This is a genomic window from Bacillus sp. FSL M7-0307, from assembly GCF_038627835.1.
GTDB lineage: Bacteria > Bacillota > Bacilli > Bacillales > Bacillaceae > Bacillus > Bacillus altitudinis.
The window spans coordinates 160,190-175,917 of sequence record NZ_CP152023.1; the positions used below are offsets into that span (position 1 = coordinate 160,190).

Below are 15,728 nucleotides of genomic sequence, written 5' to 3' on the forward strand. Positions count from 1 at the left end.
TTGAAGAAAACAAAAGAGGATCTTTTGACATTTGTCAGGAAAAACAAAAAGAACGTATCAGTAACAATTATTGAAAATGAAGATGTGGTATTAGAATGGAATGGTAATCAAAAAACACCACTTGCAAGTACGATGAAATTAATGGTTTTGTTTCATTTTGTTAAAGCTGTATCCAGCGGTGACATCAAGCTAAATGAAAAAGTGGCATTGTCTGATATAGAGCGGTTTTATATTGATAGAACCGATGGCGGTGCTCACACATACTGGCTAGAGGTCAACGATTTTTCTGAGCATGCAACTTTATTAGATGTTGCCAAAGGGATGATGCAATTCAGTTCGAATGCTTGTACTGATTATTTGATTGACTTGCTCGACTTAGAAAAGATCAATGATCAGATGAAACAAGCAGGTCTTACAGAACATGATGAACTCATGCCGCTGACACCCAAGGTGTTGTGGCCAGCCTATGTATCTGATCATGAGCAGGATGCATTAAAGCAAATAAGCGATGTAACTGATGAACAATACAAATCTCTGATGATTGAGATTTTTCATATCATGAAAAATGACCCGGAGCATAAAAAGGCGTTAGAAGAAAAATTGATGAAAAAGAACTTGTTAAGCTTGCGTATTCAATCTTTACTGACGCAAAAGATGACAAGGTCTACAACGAATCAATATGCACATTTTATGAAACGTCTACAGGATGAGCTGTTAACAACAGAAGAAAAGCGTCTTTTTAGCCAAATTGTGCTGGGAGAAATATTGAAGACGGAAACAGATCAATATATTTGGTATAAAGGTGGATCGACGTTGTTTGTTGTCACTGCTGCTTTATATCGAAAAACGGATACATCAACTATATCGATTTCTCTATTCATCAATGACCTGAAAGCGGAGAATTCTCACTGGATGGGGGAAGTGTTCGATGAATTTATACTTACCGTAGTAGCAGATCAAAACTTTCGACAACGATTGATTCAAGCTTTTACTACATAATTATCAAAAAACAGAGGGTGACGCCCTCTGTTTTTATTATTTCTTGATGGGAAACGCATTGTATACATCTAGACGTTTATCTTTTGACTTCACAACTCCATCAACCAGTTCCTTTTGCCAAAGCGCTGTATCGTCTTTGTACACTTTAAAAGAGTGAGGCAGCTTTTTTTGTAGCTGTTTTCTTTTAAACGTGACGGATGGCTCGTCTTTAGCGTTCATCTTGAGTGTCACTTGCTCCACGTTATCGATAAGAATAAAAAGTGCCAATGCATTATATAAGTAGTTTTTTTCAATGGTATCCTTCTTATCAAACCAAAATGCATCAAATTGTTCTTCTGTATCATTGGTATTTTCTTTCACGCCGTATGTCACTTTTAGCGCTTTTTCATCTACGATTTCATACTCGCGAATCACGTTACCTGGAAGATCTGATAAAATAGCGCCGACTGCTCCATTGTCTCCAATATAAGAATTTTTGTGTTTGGAAAGCTGTTTTAATGATATGTCTTCTATTTCTTTTATGTCGCTCTTTTGCTCGGTTGCTTGACTGTTGCAACCAGACAAGACGACTGTTAGTAGCAATAGGATATACATCCATTTCTTCATGAATTTTGCCCCTTTTCTATTCTTTCTATATATATGTTCATTTTATCACAATTTTCCAATCCGTTAGCTCATTGATTTCCATTTACTGAACTGCATGTTTTGTTCAAACCAACGAACAATACAAAGAAAAAAAGGAGTTCAGTCCATGGCAGAAGTTCTTTCATTTTATCAATTGAAAACAAAACGAGATGTCACGCTTGAAAAGAAGCTGTTGCGTACATTGTCTCTTCAACAGGTGACGGTCGCTTCCGAGAAATTCACGAAGAAGCTGTTCCCATTTGCAGATGATCCAGCTGGGATTATGAGTGATGGCTGTATTGATTTCGCCATTGAGGCTTTTTTAGCAGGTGGGAGATATGGTGAGTCGAGTAAGTATGGTGAATCATTCGATGATATAAAAAAGCGGTCAGTTCATGAAGAAGATGAACTGGTTGAGGAGCTAGCAGGGTGTTTGCAATCGTGGGGGAATATGTTCCGAATGGAGCGTAAGATGTCGTGTCTGTATCCATTTGCGAAGGAATTTTTAAGTAAGTGGTGGCAGGAAGGCTTTCGGGAATCAGAAAAAAGGCATAAGCTTCGCCTGCACTAAGCATATTTCCAGCCCTTGTCCCATATCTATAAAATAATGGTGTATGGGAGGGACAGGGATGAAAAGAAAGCTGAAATGGACAGGGTTTTTAATCGGGTTTATTGTCCTCTTATTCTTATTCAGATTTCAGTTTCTAAATGATGATTCGTGGAAATCGTGGAACTTGCCTTTGAGCGGCAAGATCATCTATTTAGATCCGGGTCACGGCGGTCCAGATGGCGGTGCTGTTGGCGGCGAGCTGCTCGAAAAAGAGATTGCACTGGATGTGTCCATGAAGATAAGAGACTATTTGCAGGAGCAGGGAGCGCTTGTTCTCATGACCCGGGAGGATGACTCTGATTTATCATCAAAGAATACAAAGGGTTATGCCCGAAAGAAAGCGGAGGATTTGAGAAACCGTGTGAAAGTCATCAATGAGTCTGAAGCGGATCTCTATTTAAGCATACATTTAAATGCGATCCCATCGAACAAATGGAGCGGGGCCCAGACGTTTTTTTACGGAAAGTATGAAGAGAATGAAAAAGCAGCGAAGTTCATTCAAGATGAATTGCGCAACAACCTTGAAAACACAGATCGCAAGGCGAAGCGAATCAATGGGATTTATTTAATGCAAAATGTCACGAAGCCAGGAGCGCTTGTCGAAATAGGATTTTTATCGAATCCAAAAGAGGCTGGTCAGCTGGCGACTCCTAAATATCAGGATCAAATTGCTGCTTCAATTTATAAAGGCATTCTCAGATATTTAACAGAGCAAAAAGAGCCGCCTGAATAAGGGGCTTTTTCCTGTTTATCGCAGGCAAAGAGGACAGACATTGTAAGGATATGTATGATATACTTGGATTGTAAACGAATTCAATAAAGGGTGAGGTTCTGCTATGATCGGACAAGATGATGTGAGAAAACTAGTTGGGAAGATGGACGAACCTTTCCTTCATATACCGCTTGGTGAGCTGGATGCCATCAAGGAAATCAGCCTAAAGCCTGAAAAAGAACATGTGAGCTTAAAAGTGGCGATTGCCAAGACAGGCACTGCTGAGCAGATGAAGCTGCAGCAAGACATCGTACAAGCTTTAAAAGCAGCGGGCGCGAACACTGTAGGACTTCGTTTTGAAGAACTGCCTCAAGAAACGCTTGAAAAGTTTATGCCGTCACAGGATGAGGAAGAAAATTTGCTCAACTCTAAAAATCCGCCTGTGTTCTTAGCGATTGCGAGTGGAAAAGGCGGCGTTGGGAAATCAACTGTTTCCGTTAACCTGGCTGTGGCACTGGCTCGTCTAGGGAAAAAAGTGGGACTGATCGATGCTGATATTTACGGCTTTAGTGTACCGGATATGATGGGAATCACCGTCAGACCGACAGTTAAAGGGGAAAAAATTATTCCTGTGGAACGCTTTGGCGTCAAAGTGATTTCAATGGGCTTTTTTGTTGAAGAAAACGCACCGGTCATTTGGAGAGGACCGATGCTTGGTAAAATGCTAAATAACTTCTTCCACGAAGTAGAGTGGGGAGAATTAGATTACTTACTATTAGACCTTCCGCCTGGAACAGGTGATGTGGCACTTGATATTCATACGATGCTTCCGAGCTGTAAAGAAATCATTGTGACGACACCGCATCCAACAGCGGCTTTCGTTGCTGCTAGAGCAGGCGCAATGGCACTGCAAACAGATCACGAGGTGCTAGGGGTCGTTGAGAATATGAGTTACTATGAAAGCAAAAAAACAGGTGAGAAGGAATATGTCTTTGGAAAGGGCGGCGGGGACAAGCTGGCGGAGGAGCTGCGAGTATCAGTCCTTGGTCAAATCCCTTTAAGACAGCCTGATTGGAATGAGGACGATTTTGCACCTTCCGTCTATGATGAGAGTCATCCGACAGGGGAAGTGTATCAACACATTGCCAATAAAGTCATTGAACAATTAACAGTGAAAGCATAATGAAAGCCCGAGTGGACCTTGTGCCACTCGGGTGATGTTTAACTGCCGCTTCCTTGTGAACCGGAATCATTGCTGCTTTCAGAGACTGCTTTTTTTAGCTCATCTTCGAATTTCTTCTTATAGAGAGGGCTGCTCAATGTTTCTGTGATGACTTTCTCTAAGTGCTTTCTGAACTCTTTGCTTTTGACCAGTTCACCGTATTTCTTTTCCATTTCAGGATCCTTGAGAATATCCATCATCATTTGTTGATAGTCAGGGTCCTTCATCAATTGTTTTAACATCTTTTCATGCTGTTGCTGCATGGATTTTGCGAAAGTCTCGGCAAATTTAGAATCCTCAAAGACCTTCTTCCAGAACTCTTTGCCTTTATCAGAAGTCAGTGTTTTCTCTATTGTTTTTTTCACAGTTTGTTCATCCATTACCAAAGCTTCATTCATTGCCTCGTCATTTAATAACTGTTGAATGGCCTTTTTACCGTCATCTGTTTTCAAAATATCGACGACCATTTTTTTCGTTTCGTCATAGTCCATATTAGATGAGGATTGGGTTTTGGGAGCACAAGCTGTTAGAGATAAAAGAAGAAAACAGCTCATTATACGCAAGATGCCTTTTGACATACTGTGGCTCCTTTCGTTACATGTCTTACTTTTAATATGAATGTTTCACGTGAATTTATACATAACAAAAATAGGGGTTGGGTCAATTCAATGAAAAGTCGGGATTTAGTTCGTTTTTTCTTCTCTGTGCTGGCTGTTGGAGCGGTCATTACAAGCGTGGTAGGTTTTGCGCTGGAGTGGGGGAAATATCAGAAGCTGTTTGTATCGTTTGAGATTTTAGAGATTGCGTCTGTGTTATTTTGGTTTATTGGTGTGGGGATGATCTTTAGTGTAATCAGTCAGATGGGGTTTGTTGTCTTTTTGACAGTGCACCGGTTTGCGCTGGAGATTTTCAGGTCGCATTCTTTATGGAATACCATTCAGTTATTCCTTGTGATTTTCGTGCTGTTTGATTTAGCTTATTTGCGGTTTTTGTTTTTCGGGGAGAATGAATCATTTCTTCCATACTTGTGGCTGCCTGTTTTTATCGGTGTGTTTGCATTGATCGTGTCTTATTTTAAACAGCAGCAGTCCTCTAAGAAAACATTTATTTCTGCAATGTTTCTCATGGTCGTCATTACGTCGTTAGAATGGTTTCCGGCGCTTAGAGTCAATGAAGAGGACTGGCTGTATTTAATGCTATTCCCGCTATTAGGTTGTAATGCGTTTCAGTTATTAGCTATGCCGCGGTTTTCAAAAGCAAAAGCTACTTAACCTCAGTTGACTTTGTTTTTGTATTAGAGATAAGTTCGCCAACCGTGACGTTTCTTAAATTCTTATCTTTTAAGTGTTTTAAAATAGCTGGTAAGGCTTGAGCGGTTTGGGTGGCTGAATCTGAGGCGTGAAGGAGAATGATGTCTCCGCTTTTCATTCGATCATTTACATTGTGAACAATCTGGTCGACGCCCGGGTTCAGCCAATCTTGAGAATTGATGCTGTAATGTACAACGGTATAGCCATACTGTGTTGCAATTTTCAATACCGTTTCATTAAATTGCCCAGTTGGCGGTCTTAATAATTGAATGTCTTCCAGTCCAAGCTTTTGGAATGTATTTTGTGCACGGACAAGATCTCGCTTAATTTCGTTTTCTTCCAGCTGGCTATAATTTTTATATGCATAGCCAAGGCTGCCAATTTGATGGCCATCCTCTTTAATCCTTTTCACAATATCCGGGTGACGCTCAGCCCAAGAAGCAGACAGAAAGAAAGTGGCGTTCTTTATATCGTACTCTCGGAGGACATTTAAAATAGGAACAGCCTTCTCGTCTCCCCAGCCAATATTAAACGTAAGGGATGCATGTTTTGATGAGGTCTCTCCTTTATAAATCGCTCGGGGTCCTTGTTCTGTTTTAAATACCGACAGCGGCGGTGCCTTTTGTACATAAAAAAAGGTTGCAGCTGCAAGGGCTGCTACAAGAATAATGACTACTTGCTTCAGCCGTTTAATAGGCAACACATATAATCGACTCAATTCAAACACTCCTGCCTTGTCCAAGATTGTTACTTGATTGTATGCAGGACAAGGGTTTGACATGCACGATAAAACTATTTTAAAAAAAGTTCTGAAAAGGCGTTGACCAACAGAATGTTTTCGTGATATATTATTAATCGTCGCTGACACACAGTGACAAACACAAACGCTTCGGGAAATAAACTTGAAAAAAGTTGTTGACATAAGATGAAGCGAAATGTTATATTATTAAAGCCGCTAAGAACGGCGAAGATGATCTTTGAAAACTAAACAAGACAAAACGTACCTGTTAATTCGAGTTTTTATAAAAAAATCCTATGATACATCATAGGTAGTCAGTCAAACTGGCGAAAAACAAAACTTCGGTTTTGTACTTTTTCGGAGAGTTTGATCCTGGCTCAGGACGAACGCTGGCGGCGTGCCTAATACATGCAAGTCGAGCGGACAGAAGGGAGCTTGCTCCCGGATGTTAGCGGCGGACGGGTGAGTAACACGTGGGTAACCTGCCTGTAAGACTGGGATAACTCCGGGAAACCGGAGCTAATACCGGATAGTTCCTTGAACCGCATGGTTCAAGGATGAAAGACGGTTTCGGCTGTCACTTACAGATGGACCCGCGGCGCATTAGCTAGTTGGTGAGGTAACGGCTCACCAAGGCGACGATGCGTAGCCGACCTGAGAGGGTGATCGGCCACACTGGGACTGAGACACGGCCCAGACTCCTACGGGAGGCAGCAGTAGGGAATCTTCCGCAATGGACGAAAGTCTGACGGAGCAACGCCGCGTGAGTGATGAAGGTTTTCGGATCGTAAAGCTCTGTTGTTAGGGAAGAACAAGTGCAAGAGTAACTGCTTGCACCTTGACGGTACCTAACCAGAAAGCCACGGCTAACTACGTGCCAGCAGCCGCGGTAATACGTAGGTGGCAAGCGTTGTCCGGAATTATTGGGCGTAAAGGGCTCGCAGGCGGTTTCTTAAGTCTGATGTGAAAGCCCCCGGCTCAACCGGGGAGGGTCATTGGAAACTGGGAAACTTGAGTGCAGAAGAGGAGAGTGGAATTCCACGTGTAGCGGTGAAATGCGTAGAGATGTGGAGGAACACCAGTGGCGAAGGCGACTCTCTGGTCTGTAACTGACGCTGAGGAGCGAAAGCGTGGGGAGCGAACAGGATTAGATACCCTGGTAGTCCACGCCGTAAACGATGAGTGCTAAGTGTTAGGGGGTTTCCGCCCCTTAGTGCTGCAGCTAACGCATTAAGCACTCCGCCTGGGGAGTACGGTCGCAAGACTGAAACTCAAAGGAATTGACGGGGGCCCGCACAAGCGGTGGAGCATGTGGTTTAATTCGAAGCAACGCGAAGAACCTTACCAGGTCTTGACATCCTCTGACAACCCTAGAGATAGGGCTTTCCCTTCGGGGACAGAGTGACAGGTGGTGCATGGTTGTCGTCAGCTCGTGTCGTGAGATGTTGGGTTAAGTCCCGCAACGAGCGCAACCCTTGATCTTAGTTGCCAGCATTTAGTTGGGCACTCTAAGGTGACTGCCGGTGACAAACCGGAGGAAGGTGGGGATGACGTCAAATCATCATGCCCCTTATGACCTGGGCTACACACGTGCTACAATGGACAGAACAAAGGGCTGCGAGACCGCAAGGTTTAGCCAATCCCACAAATCTGTTCTCAGTTCGGATCGCAGTCTGCAACTCGACTGCGTGAAGCTGGAATCGCTAGTAATCGCGGATCAGCATGCCGCGGTGAATACGTTCCCGGGCCTTGTACACACCGCCCGTCACACCACGAGAGTTTGCAACACCCGAAGTCGGTGAGGTAACCTTTATGGAGCCAGCCGCCGAAGGTGGGGCAGATGATTGGGGTGAAGTCGTAACAAGGTAGCCGTATCGGAAGGTGCGGCTGGATCACCTCCTTTCTAAGGATATATGGAGCAGCGTACGTTTTTCGTCTTGTTTAGTTTTGAAGGATCATTCCTTCAAACATGTCTCTAGCGAGACAGGATTGTTCTTTGAAAACTAGATAACAATAAGTAATACATTCACATTGAATGCAATGCAAAGTTCATCACACATAGTGATTCTTTCTAAAGTAAGAAATGGTTAAGTTAGAAAGGGCGCACGGTGGATGCCTTGGCACTAGGAGCCGATGAAGGACGGGACGAACACCGATATGCTTCGGGGAGCTGTAAGCAAGCTTTGATCCGGAGATTTCCGAATGGGGAAACCCACTGCTCGTAATGGAGTAGTATCCATACTTGAATACATAGAGTATGAGAAGGCATACCCGGGGAACTGAAACATCTAAGTACCCGGAGGAAGAGAAAGCAAATGCGATTCCCTGAGTAGCGGCGAGCGAAACGGGAACAGCCCAAACCAAGAGGCTTGCCTCTTGGGGTTGTAGGACACTCTATACGGAGTTACAAAGGAACGATATAAGCGAAGAGGTCTGGAAAGGCCCGCCAAAGAAGGTAACAGCCCTGTAACTGAAATGTTGTTCTCTCCAGAGTGGATCCTGAGTACGGCGGAACACGTGAAATTCCGTCGGAATCCGGGAGGACCATCTCCCAAGGCTAAATACTCCCTAGTGACCGATAGTGAACCAGTACCGTGAGGGAAAGGTGAAAAGCACCCCGGAAGGGGAGTGAAATAGATCCTGAAACCGTGTGCCTACAAGTAGTCAGAGCCCGTTAACGGGTGATGGCGTGCCTTTTGTAGAATGAACCGGCGAGTTACGATCCCGTGCAAGGTTAAGCAGAAGATGCGGAGCCGCAGCGAAAGCGAGTCTGAATAGGGCGCATGAGTACGTGGTCGTAGACCCGAAACCAGGTGATCTACCCATGTCCAGGGTGAAGTTCAGGTAACACTGAATGGAGGCCCGAACCCACGCACGTTGAAAAGTGCGGGGATGAGGTGTGGGTAGGGGTGAAATGCCAATCGAACCTGGAGATAGCTGGTTCTCTCCGAAATAGCTTTAGGGCTAGCCTCAAGGTAAGAGTCTCGGAGGTAGAGCACTGATTGGACTAGGGGCCCCTACCGGGTTACCGAATTCAGTCAAACTCCGAATGCCGATGACTTATCCTTGGGAGTCAGACTGCGAGTGATAAGATCCGTAGTCGAAAGGGAAACAGCCCAGACCGCCAGCTAAGGTCCCAAAGTATACGTTAAGTGGAAAAGGATGTGGAGTTGCTTAGACAACCAGGATGTTGGCTTAGAAGCAGCCACCATTTAAAGAGTGCGTAATAGCTCACTGGTCGAGTGACTCTGCGCCGAAAATGTACCGGGGCTAAACGTATCACCGAAGCTGCGGACTGTTCTTACGAACAGTGGTAGGAGAGCGTTCTAAGTGCAGTGAAGTCAGACCGGAAGGACTGGTGGAGCGCTTAGAAGTGAGAATGCCGGTATGAGTAGCGAAAGACGGGTGAGAATCCCGTCCACCGAATGCCTAAGGTTTCCTGAGGAAGGCTCGTCCGCTCAGGGTTAGTCGGGACCTAAGCCGAGGCCGAAAGGCGTAGGCGATGGACAACAGGTTGATATTCCTGTACCACCTCCTCACCATTTGAGCAATGGGGGGACGCAGGAGGATAGGGTAAGCGCGGTATTGGATATCCGCGTCCAAGCAGTTAGGCTGGGAAATAGGCAAATCCGTTTCCCGTGAAGGCTGAGCTGTGATGGCGAGCGAAATTTAGTAGCGAAGTTCCTGATTCCACACTGCCAAGAAAAGCCTCTAGCGAGGTGAGAGGTGCCCGTACCGCAAACCGACACAGGTAGGCGAGGAGAGAATCCTAAGGTGATCGAGAGAACTCTCGTTAAGGAACTCGGCAAAATGACCCCGTAACTTCGGGAGAAGGGGTGCTTCTTAGGGTGTTAAAGCCCCGAGAAGCCGCAGTGAATAGGCCCAGGCGACTGTTTAGCAAAAACACAGGTCTCTGCGAAGCCGTAAGGCGAAGTATAGGGGCTGACGCCTGCCCGGTGCTGGAAGGTTAAGAGGAGCGCTTAGCGTAAGCGAAGGTGCGAATTGAAGCCCCAGTAAACGGCGGCCGTAACTATAACGGTCCTAAGGTAGCGAAATTCCTTGTCGGGTAAGTTCCGACCCGCACGAAAGGCGCAACGATCTGGGCACTGTCTCAACGAGAGACTCGGTGAAATTATAGTACCTGTGAAGATGCAGGTTACCCGCGACAGGACGGAAAGACCCCGTGGAGCTTTACTGCAGCCTGATATTGAATGTTGGTACAGCTTGTACAGGATAGGTAGGAGCCTTGGAAACCGGAGCGCTAGCTTCGGTGGAGGCATCGGTGGGATACTACCCTGGCTGTATTGACCTTCTAACCCGCTGCCCTTATCGGGCAGGGAGACAGTGTCAGGTGGGCAGTTTGACTGGGGCGGTCGCCTCCTAAAATGTAACGGAGGCGCCCAAAGGTTCCCTCAGAATGGTTGGAAATCATTCGCAGAGTGTAAAGGCACAAGGGAGCTTGACTGCGAGACCTACAAGTCGAGCAGGGACGAAAGTCGGGCTTAGTGATCCGGTGGTTCCGCATGGAAGGGCCATCGCTCAACGGATAAAAGCTACCCCGGGGATAACAGGCTTATCTCCCCCAAGAGTCCACATCGACGGGGAGGTTTGGCACCTCGATGTCGGCTCATCGCATCCTGGGGCTGTAGTCGGTCCCAAGGGTTGGGCTGTTCGCCCATTAAAGCGGTACGCGAGCTGGGTTCAGAACGTCGTGAGACAGTTCGGTCCCTATCCGTCGCGGGCGCAGGAAATTTGAGAGGAGCTGTCCTTAGTACGAGAGGACCGGGATGGACGCACCGCTGGTGTACCAGTTGTTCTGCCAAGGGCATCGCTGGGTAGCTATGTGCGGACGGGATAAGTGCTGAAAGCATCTAAGCATGAAGCCCCCCTCAAGATGAGATTTCCCATTCCGCAAGGAAGTAAGATCCCTGAAAGATGATCAGGTTGATAGGTCTGAGGTGGAAGCGTGGTGACACGTGGAGCTGACAGATACTAATAGATCGAGGACTTAACCTATATTCTAATGTGAAAAATGAACATTGTTATCTAGTTTTGAGAGAACATTCTCTCCATCAGGTTTGGTGGCGATAGCGAAGAGGTCACACCCGTTCCCATACCGAACACGGAAGTTAAGCTCTTCAGCGCCGATGGTAGTTGGGGGTTTCCCCCTGTGAGAGTAGGACGCCGCCAAGCTTTTTGTTTATATCCTTCCAATGGAAGAAGTTACTTTATCCATTCCGCAGTAGCTCAGTGGTAGAGCTATCGGCTGTTAACCGATCGGTCGTAGGTTCGAGTCCTACCTGCGGAGCCATGCTTCCATAGCTCAGTAGGTAGAGCACTTCCATGGTAAGGAAGAGGTCAGCGGTTCGAGCCCGCTTGGAAGCTTTCCTCTATATGATAATGGTAAATGTTAAGGTTTCTCGTTGATGAGAAGGCTTTTTTTGTTTGTTTTAAAATATATATTTAACGTTTATTGATCTTGGTTCGGCTTATTAAACTAGAAAATGAATCGAGCGATTTTGATGGAAGCTTTGCCTTAGCTTTCTACATACTCCTTCTATTTGTTCTTGATTCTTCGGCGTATTTCTTTTATCCTTACTAAAGTGATGACTTCCTCTCTTACAAAAGACTCTGTACGTTCCTCTTTTTCCCCGAAATTGAATGGTTATTGTTTTTTCCTTTCTGTATCTCCGGGTTTTATTCGCCTTCTTTTTCCTTGTACGGTATGTATATAAAAAGGAGTAGATGGTTTGAAAGATTTATTTGTAAAGCAAGAATGGTTTGGATATGTACGTCAGGATGTGCTGGCGGGTATTTTAGTGGCTCTGGCTTTAATTCCTGAAGCGATTGCGTTTTCGATTATTGCGGGCGTTGATCCTAAGGTCGGTTTGTATGCTTCGTTTTGTATTGCGATTGTGATTTCGTTTGTTGGTGGACGGCCAGGTATGATCTCTGCCGCTACTGGTGCTATGGCGCTGGTTATGGTCAATTTGATTGCAGATCATGGATTGCAGTATTTGTTTGCGGCTACGATTTTAACAGGCCTGATTCAAATTGTGTTTGGAATGTGTCGTGTTTCTCGTCTGATGAAATTTATTCCGAGGTCTGTGATGGTTGGTTTTGTCAATGCGTTGGCAATTATGATCTTCATGGCACAGCTGCCGCATTTCGTTGGGGAATCCATGGCTATGTATATCATGACAGGTGGCGCTTTGTTCATCATTTATGTATTACCGATGGTCATCAAAGTTGTTCCCTCTCCACTCATTGCGATTATTGTGATGACGATGATTGCTGTATTTGGGCATATTGATGTCAGAACGGTTGGAGACATGGGAGAGCTGCCTAGCTCTTTGCCAGTTTTTCTTATCCCAAATGTACCGTTTAACTGGGAAACACTTGCTATCATTTTTCCTTATTCCTTAGCACTTGCGATGGTTGGTTTACTTGAATCTTTATTAACAGCACAGATTGTAGATGATATGACGGAAACGTCTAGTCGTAAAAATAAGGAAGCGAGAGGCCAAGGAATTGCCAATGTGGTGGCAGGATTTTTTGGCGGTATGGCTGGCTGTGCGATGATTGGTCAATCTGTGATTAATACAAAGGCAGGGGGACGAGGCAGGCTTTCTACCTTTGTTGCTGGTGCATTTTTAATGGTATTGATTTTTGTTTTGGGTGATGTAGTCGTTCAAATTCCAATGGCTGCTCTTGTGGCTGTCATGATCATGGTTTCTATTGGTACCTTTGATTGGGGTTCATTCCAGCAGCTAAAAAAGAACCCAAAAACAGATTCTATTGTCATGATTGTCACGGTCGTGACGGTGGTGTTCACTCATGATTTATCCAAGGGTGTATTTGCAGGTGTTCTTCTTAGTGCGGTATTCTTTGTAGCAAAAATATCGAAGCTTCATATTACGTCTACAGAAAGCCAAGCAGGGACTTGGATTTATCGAATAAAAGGCCAAATTTTCTTTGCTTCTGTGACTGATTTCATCCAAGCGTTCGATCAGAAAAAAGATCTCCAAGCTGTTGTCATTGATTTGTCTGAAGCGCGTATATGGGACGAATCAGGTGTGGCCGCGATTGAACGTGTGAAGGAAAAATATCGTATAGCTGGTGTAGAGGTGGACGTAGTTGGAATGGATACGTCTAGTCAAAAGCTTATGAAACAAGTGATTGGATCTTAAAAGACTTTTCTTTTTGTTACAATAAAACAAGGAAGAAAGTGAAGGATGGAGGTGGCCGGCATGCTTGTCCGTTTGAATCAGGTGCTCGGCCGGATGATGCCGCTCATTACGCCTGTCAGCGTGCTACTTGGTGTATTATTGGCGGCGTATTTAAAAGATTTGACCTTTTTGGTGCCATGGGTGTTTGCTGTGATGACATTTGCAGGAAGTCTGTCTGCTACCTTTTCAGCTTTAAAGCATACGGTGATGCATCCATTGCCTTTGATTTTAACGTTTTTGATTTTGCATGTGCTGATGCCTCTTTATGCTTGGACATCGGGACATTTGATCTTTGCGGGTGACTCCATGACGATCACCGGTTTGACACTTGCCATGGTGATCCCAACAGGCGTTTCTAGTTTAATATGGGCAGCGATGTATAAAGGGAATGTGGGATTAACGTTATCCATTATTTTAATTGATACACTGCTGTCGCCATTTATTGTACCTGCCAGTCTGTCACTTCTCGTCGGTTCACAGGTCCATATGGACATGGCGGCCATCATGAAGGGGCTGTTTGGTATGGTGGTGCTTCCATCTATATTAGGGATGCTCGTACATCAATATGCAAAGCCAGCGGTAACGAAAAAGATCAGTCAGACCTTGTCTCCTTTTTCAAAAATAGGCTTGTTTGTTGTGGTCTCGATCAATAGTTCTGTTGTTGCTCCCTATTTACGTGAACTGGATGGTGCGTTTTTTAGTAAAGCAGCCATTGTGTTTTTCATTGCAATGAGTGGATATGCTTTTGCGTGGTTCATTGGGAAGGCGATGAAATGTACTCAAGGAGAAATTGTGGCGATTGTGTATACGGGCGGTATGCGGAACATTAGCGCGGGTGCGGTGCTTGCCATTAGCTTTTTCCCGCCTGCTGTTGCTGTCCCTGTCGTGATTGGCATGCTGTTTCAGCAAGTACTTGCAGCCTTGTTTGGCTTTTTACTTAATCGTTTTGAGCTGAAAGAACCTGCTGTGATTAAGTCTTTATCATGAAAAAGCCTCCATCCTTTAAGGTGGAGGCTTTTTTTACGATTAATAGATGAGATATTTTTTCCGTTTCTTTTCGAATGTTTTCAGGTCATGGTGGTATTGTTTCATGATGTGTTTGATGGAAGTGCCTTTATTGATTTCTTCTTTGATCCAGCTATTCCCGATGAGTTTATCAAAGCTGCCTGTTTGTAGGAATTGAAAGTCATTAGGATACAAGTCGTGTATTGCTTTGATAATGGATAGACCTGTTTTGACTGCTTCGAATGATTTTCGGTCTGTGACATAAAGCTGTACCCCGTGAGACAAAGTCCCGGCATGTTTTGAAAAGGTAGGGGTAAATGAGACAGGTCTAAATTGAACGCCTTTTAGTTTTAACCCATTTAAATGATCTGCTAGCTCATTGCTATTGATATATGGAGCGCCAATGAGTTCGAACGGTTTTGTCGTTCCTCTGCCTTCAGAAACGTTTGTGCCTTCGATTAATCCTGTTGCTGGGTAGACAAAGGTACTATCAACGGTCGGCATGTTAGGTGAAGGGAGGACGAACGGCAGCTTCGTGTCATCGAACGTCATGGATCGTTTCCAATGTTTCATTTTGATCACTTTTACATCAGCGTTGATATGAAACTCTTTGTTAAACATGTATGCAAGTTCTCCAGTTGTCATCCCATGTCTTAATGGGATGGGATAGAGACCTACAAATGAGGCGTGTTCTGGTTCTAATACAGGTCCTTCTACTTTTAGCCCGCCTATTGGGTTTGGACGATCTAAGACAACAAATGGAATATTGTTTTCCTTAGCTGCTTCCATTGCATACGCCATCGTGTAAATATAGGTGTAATAACGAGTACCAACGTCTTGAATATCAAATAGCAGGACATCTACATTTTTGAGCATTTCAGGAGTTGGCTTTCTTGTTTTTCCATAAAGAGAGTAAACAGGCAGGCCCGTTTTTTCGTCGGTATACGATTCGACGCCTTCTCCTGCTTGTGCATCACCACGGACGCCATGTTCAGGCCCATACAAGGCAGTCAGTTTGATATCGGGGTGTTCAAATAGCAGATCGACACTGCTTTTCATGTTTGCATCAATGCCTGTAGGATTCGTAATAAGCCCTACTTTTTTCCCTTTAAGCCAAGAGAGGTTACTTGAGAGTAATGTTTCGATACCTGTTTTGACTGTTGCTTTTTTTCCTTTTGTATCTGTTCGTTCTGAATCTGCGGGGGAGGCGGCGGTCAATGTGCTGATCATGAGAATGCTAGCGAGTATCAAGCTTGCTGTCTTTTTCAAGAGAATCCC

11 protein-coding genes, 2 tRNA genes and 3 rRNA genes are annotated in these 15,728 nt (G+C 44.7%); 12 read left to right on the forward strand and 4 right to left on the reverse strand.

Going from position 1 to position 15,728, the window contains the following annotated elements:
• Nucleotides 1-999 (forward strand): serine hydrolase, encoded by a 999-nt coding sequence (locus MHI41_RS00925; protein ID WP_272512049.1) that lies wholly within the window; start codon nucleotides 1-3, stop codon nucleotides 997-999.
• A gap of 36 nt (nucleotides 1,000-1,035) precedes the next feature.
• On the opposite strand, the gene MHI41_RS00930 is transcribed toward MHI41_RS00925, so the two are convergent.
• On the reverse strand, nucleotides 1,036-1,605 hold the full coding sequence (locus MHI41_RS00930) for a DUF4825 domain-containing protein (RefSeq protein WP_224559007.1): 570 nt from the start codon (nucleotides 1,603-1,605) through the stop codon (nucleotides 1,036-1,038).
• 145 nt (nucleotides 1,606-1,750) lie between these two features.
• Here MHI41_RS00930 and MHI41_RS00935 point away from each other — a divergent pair, with 145 nt between their 5' ends.
• The 3 genes from MHI41_RS00935 (at nucleotide 1,751) to MHI41_RS00945 (ending at nucleotide 4,128) form a co-directional block, all read left to right on the forward strand.
• Nucleotides 1,751-2,194 (forward strand): YbaK family protein, encoded by a 444-nt coding sequence (locus MHI41_RS00935; protein WP_035703915.1) that lies wholly within the window; start codon nucleotides 1,751-1,753, stop codon nucleotides 2,192-2,194.
• A 58-nt stretch (nucleotides 2,195-2,252) separates the two neighbouring features.
• Nucleotides 2,253-2,966, forward strand: a complete 714-nt coding sequence (cwlD, locus tag MHI41_RS00940) for an N-acetylmuramoyl-L-alanine amidase CwlD (RefSeq protein WP_017359175.1) — start codon at nucleotides 2,253-2,255, stop codon at nucleotides 2,964-2,966.
• A 103-nt stretch (nucleotides 2,967-3,069) separates the two neighbouring features.
• Nucleotides 3,070-4,128 carry an Mrp/NBP35 family ATP-binding protein gene (locus MHI41_RS00945; protein ID WP_282834150.1) on the forward strand — a complete coding sequence of 353 codons (1,059 nt, stop codon included), beginning with the start codon at nucleotides 3,070-3,072 and terminating at the stop codon, nucleotides 4,126-4,128.
• A 38-nt stretch (nucleotides 4,129-4,166) separates the two neighbouring features.
• On the opposite strand, the gene gerD is transcribed toward MHI41_RS00945, so the two are convergent.
• Nucleotides 4,167-4,745: a spore germination lipoprotein GerD gene (gene gerD, locus MHI41_RS00950; RefSeq protein ID WP_007496366.1), complete on the reverse strand. Its 579-nt coding sequence runs from the start codon at nucleotides 4,743-4,745 to the stop codon at nucleotides 4,167-4,169.
• Between the two features lie 90 nt (nucleotides 4,746-4,835).
• Between gerD and MHI41_RS00955 the strand changes: the two genes are divergently transcribed.
• Nucleotides 4,836-5,438: a KinB-signaling pathway activation protein gene (locus MHI41_RS00955; RefSeq protein WP_008345196.1), complete on the forward strand. Its 603-nt coding sequence runs from the start codon at nucleotides 4,836-4,838 to the stop codon at nucleotides 5,436-5,438.
• On the opposite strand, the gene pdaB is transcribed toward MHI41_RS00955, so the two are convergent.
• Entirely contained in the window at nucleotides 5,431-6,195 is a 765-nt protein-coding gene (pdaB, locus tag MHI41_RS00960; protein WP_017366469.1) for a polysaccharide deacetylase family sporulation protein PdaB, read from the reverse strand. The two genes, MHI41_RS00955 and pdaB, sit on opposite strands and share 8 nt — an antisense overlap.
• A 375-nt stretch (nucleotides 6,196-6,570) precedes the next feature.
• On the opposite strand from pdaB, the gene MHI41_RS00965 reads away from it, so the two are divergent.
• The 7 genes from MHI41_RS00965 to MHI41_RS00995 all read left to right on the forward strand — a co-directional run bounded on the left by MHI41_RS00965 (nucleotide 6,571) and on the right by MHI41_RS00995 (nucleotide 14,432).
• Nucleotides 6,571-8,119, forward strand: a 16S ribosomal RNA gene (locus MHI41_RS00965).
• A 182-nt stretch (nucleotides 8,120-8,301) separates the two neighbouring features.
• A 23S ribosomal RNA gene (locus MHI41_RS00970) occupies nucleotides 8,302-11,232 on the forward strand.
• Nucleotides 11,233-11,293: 61 nt separating this feature from the next.
• A 5S ribosomal RNA gene (gene rrf / locus MHI41_RS00975) occupies nucleotides 11,294-11,409 on the forward strand.
• Together the 16S, 23S and 5S rRNA genes with 2 tRNA genes alongside form the textbook arrangement of a ribosomal RNA operon.
• 43 nt (nucleotides 11,410-11,452) lie before the next feature.
• Nucleotides 11,453-11,527, forward strand: a tRNA-Asn gene (locus tag MHI41_RS00980).
• 1 nt (nucleotide 11,528) lies between these two features.
• Nucleotides 11,529-11,601 (forward strand) — tRNA-Thr (locus MHI41_RS00985).
• Between the two features lie 365 nt (nucleotides 11,602-11,966).
• Nucleotides 11,967-13,406 (forward strand): SulP family inorganic anion transporter, encoded by a 1,440-nt coding sequence (locus MHI41_RS00990; RefSeq protein ID WP_165378686.1) that lies wholly within the window; start codon nucleotides 11,967-11,969, stop codon nucleotides 13,404-13,406.
• 60 nt (nucleotides 13,407-13,466) lie between these two features.
• Nucleotides 13,467-14,432 carry a bile acid:sodium symporter family protein gene (locus tag MHI41_RS00995; RefSeq protein WP_265582773.1) on the forward strand — a complete coding sequence of 322 codons (966 nt, stop codon included), beginning with the start codon at nucleotides 13,467-13,469 and terminating at the stop codon, nucleotides 14,430-14,432.
• Between the two features lie 39 nt (nucleotides 14,433-14,471).
• Here MHI41_RS00995 and MHI41_RS01000 read toward each other — a convergent pair whose 3' ends face one another.
• On the reverse strand, nucleotides 14,472-15,719 hold the full coding sequence (locus MHI41_RS01000) for a DUF1343 domain-containing protein (protein WP_007498566.1): 1,248 nt from the start codon (nucleotides 15,717-15,719) through the stop codon (nucleotides 14,472-14,474).
• Nucleotides 15,720-15,728 lie beyond the last annotated feature (9 nt).

Excerpts from the sequence above, each read along its gene's own strand:
- MHI41_RS00930 (WP_224559007.1), bottom strand. The coding sequence starts at position 1,605 with ATGAAGAAATGGATGTATATCCTATTGCTACTAACAGTCGTCTTGTCT.
- MHI41_RS00935 (WP_035703915.1), top strand. The coding sequence starts at position 1,751 with ATGGCAGAAGTTCTTTCATTTTATCAATTGAAAACAAAACGAGATGTC.
- cwlD (WP_017359175.1), top strand. The coding sequence starts at position 2,253 with ATGAAAAGAAAGCTGAAATGGACAGGGTTTTTAATCGGGTTTATTGTC.
- MHI41_RS00945 (WP_282834150.1), top strand. The coding sequence starts at position 3,070 with ATGATCGGACAAGATGATGTGAGAAAACTAGTTGGGAAGATGGACGAA.
- gerD (WP_007496366.1), bottom strand. The coding sequence starts at position 4,745 with ATGTCAAAAGGCATCTTGCGTATAATGAGCTGTTTTCTTCTTTTATCT.
- MHI41_RS00955 (WP_008345196.1), top strand. The coding sequence starts at position 4,836 with ATGAAAAGTCGGGATTTAGTTCGTTTTTTCTTCTCTGTGCTGGCTGTT.
- MHI41_RS00995 (WP_265582773.1), top strand. The coding sequence starts at position 13,467 with ATGCTTGTCCGTTTGAATCAGGTGCTCGGCCGGATGATGCCGCTCATT.